We start from the raw sequence: 20,772 nt of genomic DNA on the forward strand, positions 1-20,772 counted from the left end.
CTTCCGTCGTCACTTCGAGACGTTGACGGCGGCGGGAGCGTCCTCGCCGAGCAGCTTGCCGTCAGAGGTCTCGAACTGCTTCTTGAACTCCGCGATCGCGTCGGCGACGGACTGCAGCGTGTCGTCCGACATCTTGCCGCCCTCACGGATGGAGGTCATGAGGCCCGAGTGGTTCTGGCGCAGGTACGCCAGCAGCTCGGCCTCGAAGCGGCGGATGTCGGCCACCGGGACGTCGTCCATCTTGCCGGTGGTACCGGCCCAGATCGACACGACCTGGTTCTCCGTGGGCATCGGCTGGTACTGAGCCTGCTTGAGCAGCTCGACCATGCGCTGACCACGCTCCAGCTGCGACTTCGACGCGGCGTCCAGGTCGGAACCGAAGGCGGCGAACGCCTCCAGCTCACGGAACTGGGCCAGGTCGACGCGGAGGCGACCGGAGATCTGCTTCATCGCCTTGTGCTGGGCGGAGCCACCGACACGGGAGACGGAGATACCGACGTTCAGGGCCGGACGCTGGCCGGCGTTGAACAGGTCGGACTCCAGGAAGCACTGGCCGTCGGTGATGGAGATGACGTTGGTCGGGATGAACGCCGAGACGTCGTTGGCCTTGGTCTCGACGATCGGCAGACCGGTCATCGAACCGGCACCCAGCTCGTCCGAGAGCTTGGCGCAGCGCTCGAGCAGGCGGGAGTGCAGGTAGAAGACGTCACCCGGGTAGGCCTCACGGCCCGGCGGGCGGCGCAGCAGCAGCGACACGGCGCGGTAGGCGTCGGCCTGCTTCGACAGGTCGTCGAAGACGATCAGGACGTGCTTGCCCTGGTACATCCAGTGCTGACCGATGGCCGAACCGGTGTACGGCGCCAGGTACTTGAAGCCGGCCGGGTCGGACGCCGGGGCGGCGACGATGGTCGTGTACTCGAGGGCACCGGCCTCCTCCAGGGCACCGCGGACGGCGGCGATGGTGGAGCCCTTCTGGCCGACGGCGACGTAGATGCAGCGGACCTGCTTGTTCACGTCGCCCGAGCGCCAGTTGTCACGCTGGTTGATGATCGTGTCGATGCACAGCGCGGTCTTGCCGGTCTGACGGTCACCGATGATCAGCTGACGCTGACCACGGCCGACCGGGGTCATGGCGTCGACGGCCTTGTAGCCGGTCTCCATCGGCTCGTGGACCGACTTGCGCTGCATGACGCCGGGGGCCTGCAGCTCGAGGGCGCGGCGGCCCTCGGTCGCGATCTCGCCGAGACCGTCGATCGGGTTACCGAGCGGGTCGACGACGCGACCCAGGTAGCCCTCACCGACACCTACGGAGAGGACCTCGCCGGTGCGCTGCACCGACTGACCCTCCTCGATGCCGCTGAACTCGCCGAGGACGATGGCACCGATCTCGCGCTCCTCGAGGTTGAGGGCGAGACCGAGGGTGCCGTCCTCGAACTTCAGCAGCTCGTTCGCCATGGCCGAGGGAAGACCCTCGACCTTCGCGATACCGTCGCCGGCCAGGCTGACCGTGCCGACCTCCTCGCGCGAGGCCGCGTCCGGCTGGTACGACTGGACGAAGTTCTCCAGCGCGTCCCGGATCTCCTCCGGCCGGATCGTGAGCTCCGCCATCTGGGTTCCCTGCTCTCCTTGTTGGGCCCGAAGTTTCTTAAGGGGTCTGGGGGCCGACCCCCAGGAATCTTCTGCAATCTCTGCACGGCCCAACCGGGCCGCTGGTGATGCTTTTTGAGTTGTGGCCGAGGTCAGCCGGCCAGTCGCCGCGTCGCCTCGTCGAGGCGCTCGGCGATGGTGCCGTCGATGACCTCGTCGCCCACCCGCACCGTGATCCCGCCGAGGACCGTGGGGTCCACGTCCAGGTTCAGGTGCATCTGGCGGCCGTACAGCTTGGCCAGCACGGCGCCGAGGCGCTGCTTCTGTGCGTCGCTCAGCGGCACCGCCGAGGTGACGACGGCGACCATGCGGTCCCGGCGCGCCGCGGCGAGCTTGGACAGGGACTCGAGTCCCGCTTCCAGGCTACGTCCCCGCGGCTGGGTCACCAGACGGACGACCAGACGCTCGGTGACGGCGTTGGCCTTGCCACCCAGCAGGCTGCGCAGCAGCTCGCCCTTGGCGGCGGCCTTCGCGGTCTTGTCCGTCAGCGCCGAGCGGAGCTCGGGGCTGGAGGAGACGATCCGGCCGAAGCGGAACAGCTCGTCCTCGACGTCGTCGAGGACGCCCGCCTTCTGGGCGGCGGTGAGGTCGGCGATGTTCGCCAGCTCCTCGGCGCCGTCCACCAGGTCACGCGACTGCGACCAGCGGGAGCGCACCATCCCGGACACCACGTCGACGGTCTCGCCGCCGACCTGGCCCGAGAGGAGTCGCTGCGCGAGCTCGGCCTTGGCCTCGCCCGACTGCGCGGGATCGGTCAGGACCCGGCGCAGCGACACCTCGCGGTCGAGCAGTGCGGTGACCGCGGCCAGCTCACCGGCGAGCTTCGCCGCGTCGACCGACGTGTTGTCGGTCAGCGCGTCGAGGGCCTCGCGTGCGGCACCCAGTGCCTCGCGGCTCGCTCCGTTCATCGGACGGCCTCGGCCTTCTCCTCGAGCTCGTCGAGGAAGCGGTCGATGGTGCGGCTCTGGCGGGCGTGGTCCTCGAGGGACTCACCGACCAGCTTCGCGGCCAGGTCCGTGGCGAGCTTGCCGACGTCCTGACGCAGCGCGGCGGACGCGGCCTTGCGGTCGGCCTCGATCTGGGCGTGACCGGCGGCGACGATCTCCTCGCGCTGGCGCTGGCCTTCCGCCTTCATCTCCTGGATGATCGCGGTGCCCTGCTCCGTCGCCTCCTGGCGGAGACGCGCGGCTTCGTGGCGGGCCTCGGCGAGCTGAGCCTTGTACTGCTCCAGCACACTCTGAGCCTCGATCTGGGCCGACTCGGCCTTCTCGATGCCACCCTCGATGGCCTCACGGCGCTCGTCCAGAACCTTGTTGATGTTCGGGAGGAGCTTCTTGGCGAGGAATCCGAAGACGATGACGAAGGCGATCAGGCCGATGACGAGCTCGTCGAGATGCGGGATGAGCGGAGGCTGCTCCTCCGCCGCTTCCGCAAGAAGCAGAGCGTTCACATCAGTGCCTTCCGTAAAAAGGGTCGGGCTGTCGGTCCGGCTTACTTGTAGACGAAGCCCATGACGATGCCGATGAGGGCGAGCGCCTCACAGAAGGCGAAACCCATGATCTGGTTGGTACGGATCAGGCCGGCCGCCTCGGGCTGACGGGCGAGGGCCTGGGTGCCGTTACCGAAGATGATGCCGACGCCGACGCCGGGGCCGATGGCCGCGAGGCCGTAGCCGATGGAGGCGACGTTTCCGTTGACGGCGGCGAGAGTCTCGAGAGCGGACATGCCGGTTCTTCCTTCTCTTTCAAGGACCCGGTGGGGGTTGGCCACCGGACGACTGTTGGTAAGGGGGGTGGTGCTGCTGGCCGGGCCGGCTCAGTGGTGCTCGGAGAGCGCGCCCTGGACGTAGCTGCAGGCCAGGAGGACGAAGACGTACGCCTGGACGGCCTGGATGAAGAGCTCGAAGGCGGTCATGATGATGACCATCACGAAGGAGGCGCCGGCGTAGACGAAGCCGATGCCGTTCATGAGGTACCAGGTGGCCAGCGAGAACATCACGATCAGCAGGTGACCGGCGAACATGTTCGCGAACAGTCGGACCGCGTGCGTGAAGGGCCGGATGAGCAGGTTCGAGAAGAACTCGAGAACGACGACCAGGGGAAGGATCGGGCCGAGCGACTTGTCGTAGCCGACGATGTTCTTCCAGCCGCCCACGAAGCCGTGCTTCTTGAAGGTCAGCGAGATCCAGAGCACGTAGACGATCAGCGCGAGGGCCGCCGGGAAGGCGATCAGCGAGGTGACCGGGAACTGGGCGACCGGAATGATCGACCACAGGTTCATGATCCAGACGAAGAAGAACAGCGACACCATCAGCGGGACGTACTTCTCGCCGTCCTTCTTGCCGATGATCTCGTAGACGATGCCGCGGCGGACGAAGTCGTAGCCGGCCTCGCCGACCATCTGCATCTTGCCGGGGATCAGCTTCGGCTTGTTGAACGCGGCCCAGAAGAAGCCGACGACCACGATCGAGCCCAGGATGGCGAGCAGCATCGGCTTGGTGAACTCGAAGCTGCCCACGGTGAAGATGGGCTCGTACATGAACGTGTGCAGGCCCGGCGCCGGGAAGCCACATCCGGTGAAGATGTGGCAATCCGGGTCGAAGGCAAGCGTCTGGTCAGCACTCACCGCGGGCTCCTTCAGCGTGGCGCATAGGTACGGCAACCTCGTTGTGTCGGCGCGGCACGCAGCCGCGGGTCGGCACTGGACTGGTCTTACGGATAAGGGGGCGGCGGTTCGGCATCGAGCCTCGCGCTGGGACAGGCGCCGCTTCGGATGCCCGCGCCCGCAGTGCCGCAGTTGGCACCGGACGATAGCAGGAAGCCGAACGCGTCTTTATCCCGGCCCTACCCTTCACGACTTCGGCCCCGTGTTCTCGGGGTCGACATACATGATCTTGGCCTTCATATAGGCCCGGGCCTGGGCGGCGACCCACACGATGGTCGTAGCGAGCAGCGTGAAGGCGAAGGCCTTGAAGTCGAACGCCGAGGTGTCCTTCAACAAGGCCAGGAAGATGAAGAGCACCAGCAGCTGGGCCGTGTAGAGCATCAGCCCCATGGCCTGGAACAGCTGCGGAAGCTTCTTCGCCGTCCGCTGCAGAACCACCAGCCCGATGCCCATGAAGAGAAGGACCACCGCGGTGCCGACGACGGCGCCGAGCGCCCCCTTGCCACCGGCGACCACACCGCTGACGACCGTGGCGATGGCGCCTACGGCGGCGGTGGGGACTGCGGTGTGCAGCAGGGTGCGTGCGTCGTTGGACGGCATGGCGGTGTCTCCGCTTGCTGGAGGGGGCGATGGTGTCGTCATGGACGAGCGTAAGCCCGGTCCGAGGTGGGTCTCGGGGCCAACGGACCGTCGCACTACGGTCCTTCGGCACTGTCGCCGGGTCTCGTGAACCGTATCACAAACTATTTGAATAGGTCTTTACTCGGGGGGTGTGCCAACTCTCACACGTGAGAGTGAGTCCGCGCGTGTGTGCACGACAGCGAGGCAGGTTGTCTGGTATTGGCCCCCGATGAGGCTTTCGTCAACCTCGCGCCCCGGCCTTACTCCGGTCGGAGAACCGCGAACGATGACCGATGGCGGTCGCTCCGTTGACCCCGGCCGGGACGGGCACCTTCTCCTCCTCGGCGGCCAGATCCTCCTCGACGGCCTTCCCCTCCCCGACGACCGGCTCCGGTTCTGGAGCCGGCTTGCGGCGCCGGTAGCGCGGCGGAACGACCGCCTCGGCCCAGCGCGGGGCGCGCGGGGTGAACCGCGGCAGCAGGAGCAGCACCAGACCGACCGCGCTCAGGAAGACCACGGCGAGGACGATCCACATCGACGTCGAGTGCACCGAGTAGGCCAGCGTGCCGAAGGCGATGAGCGCGGACCAGAAGTACATGATCAGCACCGCACGGCTGTGCGAGTGCCCGATCTCCAGGAGCCGGTGGTGCAGGTGGCCGCGGTCCGCGGCGAACGGCGACTGGCCCTTCCACGTACGGCGCACGATCGCGAGCACCAGGTCGGCCATCGGGATCGCGATGATGGTCAGCGGCAGCACCAGCGGGATGAAGACCGGAAGGGCCGCGTGCGTGGCCGCCTTGGTGGAGCCCTCGAAGATCTTCAGCGCGTCCGGATCGACCTGCCCCGTGATGGAGATGGCCGAGGCGGCGAGGATCAGACCGATCAGCATCGAGCCCGAGTCGCCCATGAAGATCCGCGCCGGGTGCATGTTGTGCGGCAGGAAGCCCAGGCACATGCCCATGAGGATCGCGGCGAACAGGGTCGCGGGCGCGGCGGCCTCGATCGTGTAGCCGAACCAGATCCGGTACGCGTAGAGGAAGAAGGCGGCGGCGGCGATGCACACCATGCCGGCGGCGAGGCCGTCGAGGCCGTCGACGAAGTTCACGGCGTTGATGGTGAGGACGACCAGGGCGACGGTGAGCAGCGTGCCCTGCCACTGGGTGAGGGCGACCGTGCCGACGCCGGGGATGGGCAGCCACAGGATCGTCAGACCCTGCATCACCATCACGCCGGCGGAGATCATCTGCGCGCCGAGCTTGATCAGCGCGTCCAGCTCGAACTTGTCGTCGAGGACGCCGATCAGCCAGATCAGCGCGGCGCCGGAGAGCAGCGCGCGGGGCTCGTTGGACAGCTCGAAGACACTGTTGAGGTTCTGCAGGTGGTCGGCGACGAGCAGTCCCGCGCACAGGCCGAAGAACATGGCGATGCCACCGAGCCGCGGAGTCGGTTCTCGGTGTACGTCGCGGGCACGGATCTCCGGCATCGCCCCGGTCGCGATGGCGAACTTCCGCACCGGACCGGTCAGCAGATAGGTCACCGCGGCCGTGACACAGAGCGTCAGCAGGTAATCACGCACGGGCTGCCCCACAGGAATCGCTGGCCATCTCAGCCCCACACCCTAGCCGGGCCGTCCCCATGCTTGAGGACATCCGGGTGCCGCGAACGGTTGCGGAGGCCGCCGTTTTACCGTCCATACGGGGGAAATCGCCCGGCGAGGTCGCGTACTTCCGCGCGTACCCGCGCCGTCTCCTCCGCGTCGTCCCGCAGCGCGGCGGTGAACAACGCGGCGATCCGCGCCAGCTCCGGCGCCCCCATGCCCTGCGTCGTGACGGCCGCCGTGCCGAGGCGGATGCCCCGCCCGTCCCCGTACGGCAGCGCGCAGGTGTCGAGCACCAGGCCGGCGGCGGCGAGCCGGGCGCGGGCGGCCCGTCCGTCGACCCCGACCGGCGCGGGATCGGCGGTGATCAGATGCGTGTCCGTCCCGCCCGTGGTCAGCGCGAAGCCCTCGGCGGCGAGCGCGGCGGCGAGCACGCGGGCGTTCTCCACCACCTGATGGGCGTACGCGGTGAAGGCGGGAGTGGACGCCTCGCCGAAGGCCACCGCCTTGGCGGCGATGGTGTGCATCTGCGCCCCGCCCTGGGTGAACGGGAACACGGCCCGGTCCACCCGCTCGGCGAGCTCCGACCCGCACAGGATCAGCCCGCCGCGGGGACCGCGCAGCACCTTGTGGGTGGTGCCGCAGACGACGTCCGCGTACGGAACGGGACTGGGCGCCGCGCCCCCGGCCACGAGCCCGAGAGGGTGTGCGGCGTCGGCGATGAGATAGGCCCCGACCTCGTCGGCGATGTCACGGAAGATCCCGTAGTCCAGGTGCCGCGGGTACGAGATGGACCCGCACACGATCGCCTTGGGCCGGTGGTGCCGCGCGAGCGCGGCGACCTGCTCGTAGTCGACGAGCCCGGTCTCCGCGTCGACGCCGTACGGGACGAAGTCGAACCAGCGCCCCGAGAAGTTCGCGGGCGAGCCGTGCGTCAGGTGCCCTCCGTACGCGAGCCCCATGGCGAGCACGGTGTCCCCGGGGCGCAGCAGCGCGGCGTAGGCGGCGAGCACGGCGGAGGAACCGGAGTGCGGCTGCACGTTCGCGTGCTCGGCCCCGAACAGCGCGGTCGCCCGCTCCACCGCGATCCGCTCGGCGGCGTCGACGTACTCGCAGCCGCCGTGGTAGCGCGCCCCGGGGTACCCCTCGGCGTACTTGTTGGCCAGCTGCGACCCCAGCACGGCGAGCACCGCCGGCGAGGTGAAGTTCTCCGCTGCGATCAGCTGCAGGCTGTCCCCCTGCCGCCGCGCCTCCCCGAGCAGCACATCGGCAACCTCGGGATCCTGGCGGCGCAGTACGTCGAGCTCGTCTTCGGGAGGCGCGGTGACCGGCATGGGGCACTCCGTGCGGTGAGTATGACCAGAAACCCACTGTAGGCACGCAGAGCCGCCCCCGCTCCCCCAGTGGTCCACCCGGACCAACCCACCCCCGAAACCCCGCCGAGACCGCCGACAGCCCCCCACAGGGGCCGTCAGCGTCGGGCCTGTACCCCCGTAAGCGCCGTCAGCGTCGGGCCTGTACCCCCGTAAGCGCCGTCAGCGTCGGGCCTGTACCCCCGTAAGCGCCGTCACCACCGGATCCAGTGCCTGCTGGATCTCGTCGCCGATCGAGCGGAAGAACGTGATCGGGGCGCCGTACGGGTCGTTCACCTCGTCCGCCTCCGCCGACGGGGCCAGGAGCCACCCGCGTAGAGCGGCGGCCGCGCGGACCAGGGCGCGGGCGCGGTCGACCGTGCCGTGGGCGCCCCGCGGGTCGGGGAGCGTGGCGGGGTCTATCGCGCGGACGAGGCGGGTGAACTCCTTCAGGGTGAAGGTGCGCAGACCCGCCGAGTGGCCCATCGAGATGACCTGCGCGCGGTGGTCGCGGGTCGCGGTGAGGACCAGGTCGGCGCGGATCACGTGCTCGTCGAGGAGCTCGCGGCCCATGAAGCCGCTGTAGTCCGCGCCGAAGTCCGCGAGGACCAGCTCCGCGTTGGTCTCCATCGGGGCGCCCTCGTGCCCCCAGGTGCCCGCGCTCTCCACGATCAGACCGCCGCCCAGGGGGTCCCCGAGGCGGTCGATCAGGGCATGGCGGGTCAGCCGCTCGGTGATCGGCGAGCGGCAGACGTTGCCGGTGCTGACGTGGAGGATGCGGAAGGTACTGCCGTCGTGCTCGTGCCCCGCTATGCCACGCCCCTCAGGGACGGTCACTGTGCCAGTCCTCGGTTGTTCGCTCCGCTCACGGGGCCACCTCGAGGTCGGGTACCACCTTCCGGAGCTCCTCCGCGGACAGCGCGCCCTCGCGCAGCAGCACCGGCACCTTGCCCGTCACGTCGACGATCGACGAGGGGACGATGCCGGGCGTCGGGCCGCCGTCGAGGTACACGGAGACGGAGTCGCCGAGCATGCCCTGCGCCGCGTCGCAGTCCTCCGGCGACGGGTGCCCGGTCAGGTTGGCCGAGGAGACGGCCATCGGGCCGACCTCGGTGAGCAGCTCGATCGCGACCGGGTGCAGGGGCATCCGGATCGCGACGGTGCCGCGGGTGTCCCCGAGGTCCCACTGGAGCGAGGGCTGGTGCTTGGCCACCAGCGTCAGCGCGCCCGGCCAGAACGCGTCGACGAGCTCCCACGCCATCTCGGAGAAGTCGGTGACCAGGCCGTGGAGGGTGTTCGGGGAGCCGATGAGGACGGGCGTGGGCATGTTGCGGCCCCGCCCCTTGGCGGCGAGGAGGTCCGCGACGGCCTCCGAGCTGAAGGCGTCCGCCCCGATCCCGTACACCGTGTCGGTGGGGAGCACGACCAGCTCGCCGCGGCGTACGGCGGACGCGGCCTCACGCAGACCCGTCGCCCGGTCCGTCGCCTCGTTGCAGTCGTATCGCCGAGCCATCAGTCCCGGTCCTCCTCGTACACGTCGTGCCTGGTCATGGTGTGGCCTTGCGGGCGGTCGCGAAGCGCGGCCGGTTGTTCAGGTCGGGGTGGTCGGCGGCGTCAGCCCAGCCGGCCTCCTCGTTGAAGATCCACGGCACCTGGCCGCCCTGGGTGTCCGCGTGCTCGATGACGACGAGCCCGCCGGGCCGCAGCAGCCGGTGCGCGGTGCGTTCGATGCCCCGGATGGTGTCGAGGCCGTCCTCGCCGGAGAACAGGGCCATCTCCGGGTCGTGGTCGCGGGCCTCGGGCGCGACGTACTCCCACTCGGTGAGCGGGATGTACGGCGGGTTGGAGATGACCAGGTCGACCTGCCCGTCGAGCTCCGGCAGCGCGCTCAGCGCGTCGCCCTGGTGGACGGTGACGCGCGAGCCCTCGGCGTTCTTCCGGGTCCACACCAGCGCGTCGTCGGAGAGCTCCACCGCGTGCACGCGCGAGCGCGGCACCTCCTGCGCCATGGCGAGCGCGATGGCGCCGGAGCCGGTGCACAGGTCGACGATGAGCGGCTCGACGACGTCCATGGCCCGTACGGCGTCTATGGCCCAGCCGACGACCGACTCGGTCTCGGGACGCGGCACGAAGACGCCGGGGCCGACCTGCAGCTCCAGGTAGCGGAAGAACGCCCGGCCGGTGATGTGCTGGAGCGGCTCGCGCGCCTCGCGGCGCGCGATGGCCTCCCAGTAGCGGGCGTCGAAGTCCGCGTCCTTGACGTTGTGCAGCTCCCCCCGCTTGACGCCGTGCACGAACGCGGCGAGCTCCTCGGCGTCGAAACGCGGTGAGGGAACGCCGGCGTCGGCCAGCCGCTGGGTGGCCTGGGCCACCTCGGCAAGCAGCAGGTTCACGCTGGTCCTCCGTGGTGCGGGTGGGGGCTGTACGGGGGTGTTACGCCGCGGCGAGCTTGGCCGCGGAGTCGGCGTCCACGCAGGCCTGGATGACCGCGTCGAGCTCGCCGTCGAGCACCTGGTCCAAGTTGTACGCCTTGAAGCCGACGCGGTGGTCCGAGAGGCGGTTCTCCGGGTAGTTGTACGTCCGGATCTTCTCGGAGCGGTCGACGGTGCGGACCTGGCTGCGGCGGGCGTCGGCGGCCTCGGCCTCGGCCTTCTCCTGCGCGGCGGCGAGCAGCCGGGAGCGGAGGATGCGCATGGCCTGCTCCTTGTTCTGGAGCTGGCTCTTCTCGTTCTGGCAGGAGGCGACGATGCCGGTCGGCAGGTGCGTGATGCGGACGGCGGAGTCGGTCGTGTTGACGGACTGGCCACCGGGGCCGGACGAGCGGTAGACGTCGATGCGCAGGTCGTTCGCGTGGATCTCGACGTCGACCTCCTCGGCCTCCGGCGTGACGAGCACACCGGCCGCGGAGGTGTGGATGCGGCCCTGCGACTCGGTGGCGGGCACGCGCTGCACGCGGTGCACCCCGCCCTCGTACTTGAGTCGCGCCCAGACGCCCTGGCCGGGCTCGGTGGCCCCGTTGCCGCCCTTGGTCTTCACGGCGACCTGGACGTCCTTGTAGCCGCCGAGCTCGGACTCGGTGGAGTCGATGATCTCGGTCTTCCAGCCGACGCGCTCGGCGTAGCGCAGGTACATGCGGAGCAGGTCACCGGCGAACAGGGCGGACTCGTCGCCGCCGGCGCCGGCCTTGATCTCCAGGATGACGTCCTTGTCGTCGCTGGGGTCGCGCGGGACGAGCAGCAGCCGCAGCTTGTCGGTCAGCTCCTCGCGCTGCTTCTCCAGCTCCTTGACCTCGGCGGCGAAGTCGGGGTCGTCGTGCATCAGCTCGCGCGCCGTCTCGATGTCGTCACCGGTCTGCTTCCAGGAGCGGTAGGTGGCGACGATCGGGGTCAGCTCCGCGTACCGCTTGTTCAGCTTGCGCGCGTTTGCCTGGTCGGCGTGGACCGAAGGGTCGGCGAGCTTCTTCTCGAGGTCGGCGTGCTCGCCGACCAGTTCCTCGACCGCCTCGAACATCGGGGGCTCCTGGGTTTTCGTAAGTTGCTACGGGACGGCAAAGCGCCGGTGCCGGCCACCCCGCACAGGGGCAGCCGACGACCGGCGCAGTGGCTCGCTACTTCTTGGCGGAGCCGGCAGCCTTGCCGAAGCGGGCCTCGAAGCGGGCGACGCGGCCGCCGGTGTCGAGGATCTTCTGCTTGCCCGTGTAGAACGGGTGGCACTCGGAGCAGACCTCGGCACGGATGGTGCCCTCGGTGAGGGTGCTGCGGGTGGTGAACGACGCGCCACAGGTGCAGCTGACCTGGGTCTCGACGTACTCGGGGTGGATCTCGCGCTTCAAGGTGTCTCCTAGTTCCGGGAGGGCTCCGGGTCGCCCGTGCGGGATGCACATGCGTGAACCGGGGCCGACGTACCAGTCTGCCAGGACCGGCCGCATCTCCCAAAACCGGGGTCGGGCCGGAACTATTCCTGACTGCTCCGGGGCGGGTCCTGGAACGCCTCCGGGCTACTTCACGAGGCCCTGGGCCTGGCCGGTGGCCGCGTTCCTGGTGGCCGACGCGGGGATCGGCCGGTCCGCCTCGAGGGCCGTCCAGACCTGCTTCGCCTGGGCCTCCAGGGGAACGACGCGGTTCGGGTCCCGCGGGTCGTACTCCACGGGCAGGGTCACCATGTGCACGTCCTTGGCGCCGATGCCGGAGAGCCCCTTGGCGAAGCCCATGAGCTCGTTGACGGAGTCGAGCTCGGAGTCCGGTGTGATGGCCTTGGTGGCGGTGTCGGCGAGGTCGAGCAGCTTCTTGGGGTCGGAGAAGACGCCGATGCTCTTCACCTGCTCGATGAAGGCCTTCATGAAGGCCTGCTGGAGCTGGATGCGCCCGAGGTCGCTGCCGTCGCCGACGCTCTTGCGGGTGCGGACGAGGCCGAGGGACTGCTCGCCGTCGAGGGTGTGGGTGCCCGGTTCGAGGTCGAGGTGGCTCTTGGAGTCCTTGATGGCCTTGCTGGTGGTGATCCGGACGCCGCCGAGCTCGTCGATGAGCTTCTTGAAGCCGGTGAAGTCGACCTCGATGTAGTGGTCCATGCGGATGCCGGACATCGCCTCGACCGTCTTGACCGCGCAGGCCGGCCCGCCGACCTCGTACGCCGTGTTGAACATCGCCCGCTGCTCGGCGGCGACCTTGCCGCCCTTGCCGTCGGTGCACGCGGGGCGGTCGATCAGGGTGTCGCGCGGGATGGAGACCACGGAGGCCTTCTTGTGGCCCTCGTAGACGTGGACGACCATCGCGGTGTCGGAGCGGGCGGCGCCCTCGTCCCTGCCGTACTCGGCGTTGGCGCCGGAGCGGGAGTCGGAGCCGAGGACGAGGATGTCCATCGATCCGTTGTCGATGTTCTCCGGGCGGTCCTTGCCGAGCTGCCCGTTGATGTCGACGCTCTTGAGGTTGCCGTTGAGCTTGAAGTAGACGTAACCGAGTCCGGAGCCGCCGACGAGGACGAGCACGGCGGCGCCCCAGGCCGCGGCGGTCACTTCGCGGCGGCCCTTGGCGGGCGCCTTGCGGCGGCGGCCGGTGGCCCGTATTCGGCCGCTCTTGTTCTGCTCGGTCATCGTCTTCCCTCAGCCCTATGGTTCACCTTGTGTGACGGCGAAGCACCCGAAAGGGTTGCATGGGGGCCTGTGAGGTTTCGACGGACAGCGGCCCGTAACGCGACTGCGCCCACCGTGCGGGGCACGGTGGGCGCAGTCGTTTGCGCAGGTCACAGCGAGGTTACGAGGTCAGGCTTCGGCCTCTCGCCCTGTGACCGACGTCTCGGCGTCAGTCGTTGTTGCCGCCGGGCGTCGTCTTCTGGATCTGCAGCAGGAACTCGGCGTTCGACTTCGTCTGCTTGAGCTTGTCGAGCAGCAGCTCGATCGCCTGCTGCTGGTCGAGCGCGTGCAGCACCCGGCGCAGCTTCCAGGTGATGGAGAGCTCCTCGCTGCCGAGCAGGATCTCCTCCTTGCGCGTACCCGAGGCGTCGACGTCGACGGCCGGGAAGATGCGCTTGTCGGCGAGCTTCCGGTCGAGCTTGAGCTCCATGTTGCCGGTGCCCTTGAACTCCTCGAAGATCACCTCGTCCATGCGCGAGCCGGTGTCGACCAGCGCGGTGGCCAGGATGGTCAGCGAACCGCCGTCCTCGATGTTGCGCGCGGCACCGAAGAAGCGCTTCGGCGGGTAGAGCGCGGTCGAGTCGACACCACCGGACAGGATGCGGCCGGAGGCCGGCGCCGCGAGGTTGTACGCGCGGCCCAGGCGGGTGATGGAGTCGAGCAGGACGACCACGTCGTGACCCAGCTCCACGAGGCGCTTGGCGCGCTCGATGGCCAGTTCGGCGACCGTGGTGTGGTCCTCGGCCGGGCGGTCGAAGGTCGAGGAGATGACCTCGCCCTTCACCGACCGCTGCATGTCGGTGACCTCTTCCGGACGCTCGTCGACGAGGACGACCATCAGGTGGCACTCGGGGTTGTTGTGGGTGATCGCGTTGGCGATCGCCTGCATGATCATGGTCTTGCCGGTCTTCGGCGGGGCCACGATCAGACCGCGCTGGCCCTTGCCGATCGGCGACACGAGGTCGATGATCCGCGTGGTCAGCACGCCCGGGTCGGTCTCCAGACGGAGGCGGTCCTGCGGGTACAGCGGGGTGAGCTTGTTGAACTCGGGGCGGCCGCGACCGGACTCCGGCGCCATGCCGTTGACCGAGTCGAGGCGCACCAGCGCGTTGAACTTCTCGCGGCGCTCGCCTTCCTTCGGCTGGCGCACGGCACCGGTGACGTGGTCGCCCTTGCGCAGACCGCTCTTGCGGACCTGGGCGAGGGAGACGTACACGTCGTTCGGGCCGGGCAGGTAGCCGGAGGTCCGGATGAACGCGTAGTTGTCGAGGATGTCGAGGATGCCCGCGACCGGGATCAGCACGTCGTCGTCGGAGACCTGCGGCTCGCCGGCGGCGAAGTCGTCACGGCCGCGACGCCCGCGACGGTCGCGGTAGCGCCCACGACGGCCGCGGCGGCCGCCCTCGAAGTCGTCGTCGTCCAGCGGTCCGGCCTGCTGGCCGCCCTGCTGTCCCTGGGCGCCCTGGCCCTGGCCCTGGCGCTCCTTGCGCTGGCCGCCCTGGCCGCCGCCCTGCTGGTCGTCGCCCTTGCCGCGGTCGCGCTGACGGTCACGGCGGTCGCGGCGGTCACCGCGCTCGCCCCGCTCGCCGCGGTCACGGCGGCCGCGGCCCTCGGCGGTGTCGACGGCGCCCTCGGCCTTGGTGTCGGCCTGCGTGTCGGTCTTGACCTCGGTACGGGCCTCGGTCTTGACCGCCTGCGCGGCCTCGGCCTTGGGCTCCGCGCCCTCCGGCGAGCCGGCGGGGGCGGTGGCGCGACGACGGCGGCGCTCACCGGCGGGGGCGTCGTCGGAGGCCGGCTGGCCCGGGATCTCGATCTGCTGCTGGGCCACCGGCTCGGCCTTCTCGGCCTTCGGCGCGGCCTCGGCCGCGGTGTCGGCCGTACGCGCCTTGGACGTGGCGCGGCGCTTCGGCTTGGTCTCGGCGGCGGCGTCGCCGGACTTGGCGGCGGGCGCGGCGGAGCCGCCGGCCTGCGCCTCCTTGATGACCTCGATCAGCTGGCTCTTGCGCATCCGCGCGGTGCCCCTGATGCCGAGGCCGGACGCGACCTGCTGCAGCTCGGCCAGGACCATGCCCTCGAGGCCGGTGCCGGAGCGGCGGCGCCGTGCGGTGGTGCCGGTGGCAGCACCTGCGGCGGGCGCGGCGTTGTCGACACTGTTGTCGGCAGTCACGCCCATCAGATCGGTGGTGTCGCTCACGAAGGGTCCTTCCCTGGAGCGGACGTCGGCCATCTGGCTCGGCGACCGGTTGTGCTGTCCGGCAGCGGCCCTGCTTGGTGGACCGTGTCGGGGCGGTGGTCCCGCCGGGTGCGGCGGAAGAGGGAGAAATGCTGTGGGTCCGGCCCGAGCGCCCCCTGCTCGGCCCTCACGCAGGAAGAAAGGCGAGGGGTGTCGTGCCGGTTCCGGAGCGTGCTCGAAACTGCTCAGGCAGGCTGCTCAGGCAGTGGAGGAGGCTCCCGGAAGAATTGGTGGTCCCGGATGGGGACACTCAGCACCGCGCCACAAAGGCGTCGGGTGCTGACTTGAGGTTAACACTACCGGCTCCAACAAACATTCCCCCTCTCCGTCACCGGCAATCTCGTGTCCGCACGGTCCCCGGCTCGGAGGGACCGTGCGGGAGGCCCGTCAGGGCGCCAGCGGCAGCACGCTCGCACCCGACACGTCGAGGTCGAGCCGGTTCGCGGCCCAGCCCTCGCCCGCAAGGAGGGCGACCTTGTCGGCCTGCCCCGGCTCCGCCAGCGCGAGCACCGTGGGGCCCGCCCCGGAGATGACCGCGGGCACTCCGTCCGCCCGCAGCCGGTTCACAAGGGCGATGCTCTCGGGCATCGCGGGCGCCCGGTACTCCTGGTGCAGCCGGTCCTCGGTGGCCGCGAGCAGCAGCTCGGGGCGGCGGGTCAGCGCCTCGACGAGCAGGGCGGCACGGCCGGCGTTGGCCGCGGCGTCCACGTGCGGCACGTTGCGCGGGAGCAGCCCGCGGGCGGTCTCGGTCAGTACGGGCTTCCCGGGCACGAAAACCACCGGAACGATGGAATCGGAGGGGTCCATCCTGATCGCCCGCGCGGCCCCGGCCTCGGTCCAGGCGAGGGTGAAGCCGCCGAGCAGACAGGCGGCGACGTTGTCGGGGTGGCCCTCGATCTCGGTGGCGAGCTCCAGCAGGGCCGCCTCGTCGAGCCTCGCGTCGCCGCCTATGGTCACGGCGCGCGCGGCGACGATGCCGGCGCAGATGGCGGCGGAGGAGGAGCCGAGGCCGCGGCCGTGCGGGATGCGGTTGGCGCAGACGACCTCGAGGCCGCGCGGCTGCCCGCCGAGCAGGTCGAAGGCCGTACGCATCGAGCGGACGAGCAGGTGGCTCTCGTCGCGGGGAAGGTTGTCGGCGCCCTCTCCGGCGATGTCGATGTTCAGCCCGGAGTCGGCGACCCGGACGACGACGTCGTCGTAGAGCCCCAGCGACAGGCCGAAGGCGTCGAAGCCCGGGCCGAGGTTGGCGCTGGTGGCGGGAACGCGCACCCGTACGGCGGCGGCGCGGAAGGCGGGACCGGCCATCGCTCGATGACTCTCCTTGACTTGCGGGGTGGCTCGAAGGAAGTACGTGGAACCCGGGGGCCGTTCGCGCCTCACGGGCGACGACGGCAACGACACCGCGCATATGCGGCGGGGCGGGTTCGGTACAGCCTATCGAAGGAAGGTTCTGTGGCGACATAGGGCGCACAGGAGGCGCACGATGCGTGTCGCGCGCCAACCTGTGCGCCTATGTAGGTTCCTGATCGGGTTTGACTCTAGATCAGGAACGGCGAGGCGTTGAGCTGTTTCAGGCCAGACCGAGCCGCTGGGCGGCGGCCGCGGCGTCGACCGGGACGGTGACCGGCTGCGGGGCGCCCGCGACGGCCCAGTCGGGGTCCTTGAGGCCGTTGCCGGTGACCGTGCAGACGATGGTCTGGCCCGGGTCGACCTTGCCCTGCGCGGCGGCCTTCAGCAGACCGGCGACCGAGGCGGCCGAGGCCGGCTCGACGAAGACGCCCTCCTGGGCGGCCAACAGGCGGTACGCCTGCAGGATCTCACGGTCCGTCACCTCGTCGATGAAGCCGCCGGACTCGTCGCGCGCGGCGATCGCGTAGTCCCAGGAGGCCGGGTTGCCGATCCGGATCGCGGTGGCGATCGTCGACGGGTCCTTCACGACCTCGCCGCGCACGAGCGGCGCGGAGCCGGAGGCCTGGAAGCCCCACATGCGCGGGGTACGGGTGGCGACGCCGTCCGCGGCGTACTCCCGGTAGCCCTTCCAGTAGGCCGTGATGTTGCCGGCGTTGCCGACCGGGAGGACGTGGATGTCGGGGGCGTCGCCCAGCATGTCCACGATCTCGAAGGCGGCGGTCTTCTGGCCCTCGATACGAACCGGGTTCACCGAATTGACCAGCGCCACCGGGTAGTTCTCGGAGAGCGCCCGGGCCAGCGTCAGACAGTCGTCGAAGTTGCCGTCGACCTGGAGGATCTTCGCGCCGTGCACGAGGGCCTGGCCCATCTTGCCGAGCGCGATCTTGCCCTGCGGGACGAGCACGGCCGACACCATGCCCGCGCGCACGGCGTAGGCCGCGGCGGAGGCGGAGGTGTTGCCGGTGGACGCGCAGATGACGGCCTGCGCGCCCTCCTCCTTGGCCTTGGAGATGGCCATGGTCATGCCCCGGTCCTTGAAGGAGCCGGTGGGGTTGGCGCCCTCGACCTTGAGGTGCACCTCGCAGCCCGTGCGCTCGGACAGGACCTGAGCGGGGACGAGCGGCGTACCGCCCTCACGAAGCGTGACGACCGGCGTCGCGTCCGTGACCGGAAGGCGGTCCCGGTACTCCTCGATGATGCCGCGCCACTGGTGGGTGCCCTTGCTGGTCATGGGTCCTTTACTCCCCTTCAACACGCATGATGCTGGCGACACCGCGCACGGTGTCGAGCTTGCGCAGCGCCTCGACGGTCCCGGAGAGGGCGGCGTCGGGCGCGCGGTGGGTGACGACGACGAGGGAGGCCTCGCCGTCCTTGCCCTGCTGGCGCACCGTATCGATGGATACGCCGTGCTCGGCGAAGACCGTCGCGACCTGGGCGAGGACGCCCGGCTTGTCGGCCACGTCGAGGCTGATGTGGTACCGCGTCACCACGTCACCCATGGGGCTCACGGGCAGCTGGGTGTACGCGGACTCGCCGGGGCCCGTCGCCTCGTTGAGACGGTTGCGGCAGACGGCGACGACGTCGCCGAGAACGGCCGAGGCGGTCGGCGAGCCGCCGGCGCCGGGGCCGTAGAACATGAGCCGCCCGGCGGCCTCCGCCTCGACGAACACCGCGTTGTACGCCTCGCGGACGGAGGCGAGCGGGTGGCTGAGCGGAATCATCGCCGGGTGCACGCGCGCGGTGACGGACTCGCCGTCGGCGGCCCGCTCGCAGATCGCGAGCAGTTTGATGGTGCAGCCCATCTGCTTGGCGGAGGCGAAGTCGGCCGCGGTGACCTCGGTCATGCCCTCGCGGTACACGTCGTCCAGGCGTACGCGGGTGTGGAAGGCGATCCCGGCGAGGATGGCGGCCTTGGCTGCGGCGTCGAAGCCCTCGACGTCGGCGGTCGGGTCGGCCTCGGCGTAGCCGAGCGCGGTGGCCTCGTCCAGGGCCTCCTGATAGCCGGCGCCGGTGGAGTCCATCTTGTCGAGGATGAAGTTCGTCGTGCCGTTGACGATGCCCATCACCCGGTTGATCTTGTCGCCGGCGAGCGACTCGCGCAGCGGCCGGATCAGCGGAATCGCTCCGGCCACGGCGGCTTCGTAATAGAGGTCCTGCCCGTGCTCGTCGGCGGCGGCATAGAGGCTCGCGCCGTCCTGTGCGAGCAGCGCCTTGTTGGCGGAGACGACGGAGGCGCCGTGCTCGAAGGCGGTGGTGATCAGGCTGCGGGCGGGCTCGATGCCGCCGATGACCTCGACGACGACGTCGATGTCCCCGCGTTTGACGAGGGCGGTCGCGTCGGTGGTGATCAGCTCCGCCGGGATGCCCGCGCGGACCTTGTCGGGCCGGCGGACCGCGACGCCGGCGAGCTCGACCGGCGCGCCGATGCGCGCGGCGAGGTCGTCGGCGTGCGTCGTCATGATGCGCGCCACCTCTGAGCCGACCACTCCACAGCCCAGCAGCGCCACCTTCAGCGGACGCGTACGCATCATCCGACCTCGTCTCTCGCACGACTCGACCCGTGGACCACGTCCACGGTCGCTCTTCCACGGTCCCCGGGAGCGGGAGGATCCCCGATTGCCCCACGGTGGGAACCAGTCTCACTCACCGGACGGAGGATTCCCCCATGAGTCCGAATCGTGAGACACGAATTCCATCACTCGGCTATTCCGTCGCTGGACTATTTCGTCACCCGACGTCGAGACGCAGGAGATCTTCCTCCGTCTCGCGCCGCACGACGACCCGCGCCTCGCCGTCCCGCACGGCCACGACGGGCGGGCGGAGCGCGTGGTTGTAGTTGCTCGCCATGGAGCGGCAGTACGCCCCGGTGGCCGGCACGGCGATCAGATCGCCGGGCGCGACGTCGGCGGGCAGGAAAGCGTCGCGCACGATGATGTCGCCGCTCTCGCAGTGCTTGCCGACGACACGGGACAACATGGGCTCGGCGTCACTCGTACGCGAGACCAGCGCGACGCTGTACTCGGCGTCGTAGAGCGCGGTGCGGATGTTGTCCGACATGCCGCCGTCGACGGAGACGTACGTACGCAGCCCCTCGAGCGGCTTGACGGTCCCCACCTCGTACAGCGTGAACGCGGTGGGCCCGACGATGGCGCGCCCGGGCTCCACGGAGATGCGCGGCGTACGGAGCCCGGCGGCCTCGCACTCCCTCGTCACGATCTCGCTGAGCGCCTTCGCGATGTGGTGCGGCTCGCGAGGATCGTCGTCGCTCGTGTAGGCGATCCCGAGCCCACCCCCGAGGTCGATCTCGGGCAGCTCGACCCCGTGCTCGTCGCGCACCTCGGCGAGCAGCTGCACGACACGCCGCGCGGACACCTCGAAGCCGGCCATGTCGAAGATCTGCGAGCCGATGTGCGAGTGGATCCCGATGAGCTCCAGCCCGTCGAGGGACAGCGCCCGCCGCACGGCCTCGGCGGCCTGCCCCCCGGCGAGGGCGATGCCGAACTTCTGGTCCTCGTGGGCGGTGGCGATGAACTCGTGCGTGTGCGCCTCGACGCCGACGGTCACCCGGATCTGCACCCGCTGCCGCTTCCCGAGCGACTGGGCGACATGAGCCACCCGGACGATCTCGTGGAAGGAGTCGAGCACGATCCGCCCGACGCCGACCTCGACGGCCCGCTGGATCTCCTCGGCGGACTTGTTGTTGCCGTGGAAGGCGATGCGCTCGGGCGGCATGCCGGCGGAGAGCGCGGTGGAGAGCTCGCCACCCGAACAGACGTCGAGATTGAGCCCCTCCTCCTTCAGCCACCGGACGACGGCCCGCGAAAGAAACGCCTTCCCCGCGTAGAAGACGTCGGCATCGCGCCCGAAGGCCTCGGCCCAGGCGCGGCAGCGGGCCCGGAAGTCGTCCTCGTCGAGGAAGTACGCGGGCGTGCCGAACTGCTCACGCAGCTCGGTGACGCGGAGCCCGCCCACCGTCACGACCCCGTCCTCGCCCCGCTGCACGGTCCGCGCCCAGACCTTGGGGTCGAGACGGTTGAGGTCGGCGGGCGGGGCGGAGTAGTGCCCCTCGGGAAGGACATCGGCGTGACGGGGCCCGGCGGGGTGTGCGGAACGGCTCATG

19 protein-coding genes are annotated in these 20,772 nt (G+C 70.1%); all 19 read right to left on the reverse strand.

Annotated elements, in window-relative coordinates; all coding sequences use genetic code 11:
- Positions 1-9 precede the first annotated feature (9 nt).
- The 19 genes from atpA to lysA all read right to left on the reverse strand — a co-directional run bounded on the left by atpA (position 10) and on the right by lysA (position 20,771).
- Positions 10-1,608 carry a F0F1 ATP synthase subunit alpha gene (gene atpA / locus AB0M16_RS03500; RefSeq protein ID WP_365338260.1) on the reverse strand — a complete coding sequence of 533 codons (1,599 nt, stop codon included), beginning with the start codon at positions 1,606-1,608 and terminating at the stop codon, positions 10-12.
- Positions 1,609-1,739: 131 nt separating this feature from the next.
- A complete protein-coding gene (locus AB0M16_RS03505) occupies positions 1,740-2,555 on the reverse strand; it encodes a F0F1 ATP synthase subunit delta (protein ID WP_365338262.1) in 816 nt (271 codons plus the stop codon).
- Positions 2,552-3,097 (reverse strand): F0F1 ATP synthase subunit B, encoded by a 546-nt coding sequence (locus AB0M16_RS03510; RefSeq protein WP_365338264.1) that lies wholly within the window; start codon positions 3,095-3,097, stop codon positions 2,552-2,554. The genes AB0M16_RS03505 and AB0M16_RS03510 overlap by 4 nt, the downstream gene beginning before the upstream one ends.
- Positions 3,098-3,138: 41 nt before the next feature.
- Complete coding sequence (gene atpE / locus AB0M16_RS03515; protein WP_010474382.1) at positions 3,139-3,372, reverse strand: ATP synthase F0 subunit C; 234 nt, start codon at positions 3,370-3,372, stop codon at positions 3,139-3,141.
- A gap of 90 nt (positions 3,373-3,462) precedes the next feature.
- Positions 3,463-4,272 carry a F0F1 ATP synthase subunit A gene (atpB, locus tag AB0M16_RS03520; RefSeq protein ID WP_365338267.1) on the reverse strand — a complete coding sequence of 270 codons (810 nt, stop codon included), beginning with the start codon at positions 4,270-4,272 and terminating at the stop codon, positions 3,463-3,465.
- Positions 4,273-4,497: 225 nt separating this feature from the next.
- Positions 4,498-4,911, reverse strand: a complete 414-nt coding sequence (locus AB0M16_RS03525) for a hypothetical protein (RefSeq protein WP_365338269.1) — start codon at positions 4,909-4,911, stop codon at positions 4,498-4,500.
- A 262-nt stretch (positions 4,912-5,173) separates the two neighbouring features.
- On the reverse strand, positions 5,174-6,508 hold the full coding sequence (locus AB0M16_RS03530; protein ID WP_365338271.1) for an MraY family glycosyltransferase: 1,335 nt from the start codon (positions 6,506-6,508) through the stop codon (positions 5,174-5,176).
- Between the two features lie 107 nt (positions 6,509-6,615).
- Positions 6,616-7,863, reverse strand: a complete 1,248-nt coding sequence (gene glyA, locus AB0M16_RS03535) for a serine hydroxymethyltransferase (protein WP_365338273.1) — start codon at positions 7,861-7,863, stop codon at positions 6,616-6,618.
- Between the two features lie 201 nt (positions 7,864-8,064).
- Positions 8,065-8,718 (reverse strand): protein-tyrosine-phosphatase, encoded by a 654-nt coding sequence (locus AB0M16_RS03540; RefSeq protein ID WP_365338275.1) that lies wholly within the window; start codon positions 8,716-8,718, stop codon positions 8,065-8,067.
- A 28-nt stretch (positions 8,719-8,746) separates the two neighbouring features.
- Complete coding sequence (locus AB0M16_RS03545) at positions 8,747-9,394, reverse strand: L-threonylcarbamoyladenylate synthase (RefSeq protein WP_365338277.1); 648 nt, start codon at positions 9,392-9,394, stop codon at positions 8,747-8,749.
- Positions 9,395-9,428: 34 nt separating this feature from the next.
- Positions 9,429-10,274, reverse strand: a complete 846-nt coding sequence (prmC, locus tag AB0M16_RS03550; protein WP_365338279.1) for a peptide chain release factor N(5)-glutamine methyltransferase — start codon at positions 10,272-10,274, stop codon at positions 9,429-9,431.
- 40 nt (positions 10,275-10,314) lie between these two features.
- A complete protein-coding gene (gene prfA / locus AB0M16_RS03555; protein ID WP_365338281.1) occupies positions 10,315-11,391 on the reverse strand; it encodes a peptide chain release factor 1 in 1,077 nt (358 codons plus the stop codon).
- Positions 11,392-11,488: 97 nt separating this feature from the next.
- Positions 11,489-11,713: a 50S ribosomal protein L31 gene (rpmE, locus tag AB0M16_RS03560; protein ID WP_030761597.1), complete on the reverse strand. Its 225-nt coding sequence runs from the start codon at positions 11,711-11,713 to the stop codon at positions 11,489-11,491.
- Positions 11,714-11,878: 165 nt separating this feature from the next.
- Positions 11,879-12,970 carry an LCP family protein gene (locus tag AB0M16_RS03565; RefSeq protein WP_365338283.1) on the reverse strand — a complete coding sequence of 364 codons (1,092 nt, stop codon included), beginning with the start codon at positions 12,968-12,970 and terminating at the stop codon, positions 11,879-11,881.
- A gap of 208 nt (positions 12,971-13,178) precedes the next feature.
- Positions 13,179-15,203: a transcription termination factor Rho gene (rho, locus tag AB0M16_RS03570; RefSeq protein WP_365338285.1), complete on the reverse strand. Its 2,025-nt coding sequence runs from the start codon at positions 15,201-15,203 to the stop codon at positions 13,179-13,181.
- 426 nt (positions 15,204-15,629) lie between these two features.
- Complete coding sequence (thrB, locus tag AB0M16_RS03575; RefSeq protein ID WP_365338287.1) at positions 15,630-16,547, reverse strand: homoserine kinase; 918 nt, start codon at positions 16,545-16,547, stop codon at positions 15,630-15,632.
- Positions 16,548-16,812: 265 nt separating this feature from the next.
- Positions 16,813-17,883 carry a threonine synthase gene (gene thrC, locus AB0M16_RS03580; protein ID WP_365338289.1) on the reverse strand — a complete coding sequence of 357 codons (1,071 nt, stop codon included), beginning with the start codon at positions 17,881-17,883 and terminating at the stop codon, positions 16,813-16,815.
- Positions 17,884-17,890: 7 nt separating this feature from the next.
- The gene (locus AB0M16_RS03585) at positions 17,891-19,183 is read right to left on the reverse strand and encodes a homoserine dehydrogenase (protein ID WP_365338291.1); all 1,293 of its coding nucleotides are present in this window, start codon (positions 19,181-19,183) and stop codon (positions 17,891-17,893) included.
- A gap of 196 nt (positions 19,184-19,379) precedes the next feature.
- Positions 19,380-20,771 carry a diaminopimelate decarboxylase gene (lysA, locus tag AB0M16_RS03590; protein WP_365338293.1) on the reverse strand — a complete coding sequence of 464 codons (1,392 nt, stop codon included), beginning with the start codon at positions 20,769-20,771 and terminating at the stop codon, positions 19,380-19,382.
- Between the last annotated feature and the right edge of the window lies 1 nt (position 20,772).

Source organism: Streptomyces sp. NPDC051921, from assembly GCF_040680975.1.
GTDB lineage: Bacteria > Actinomycetota > Actinomycetes > Streptomycetales > Streptomycetaceae > Streptomyces.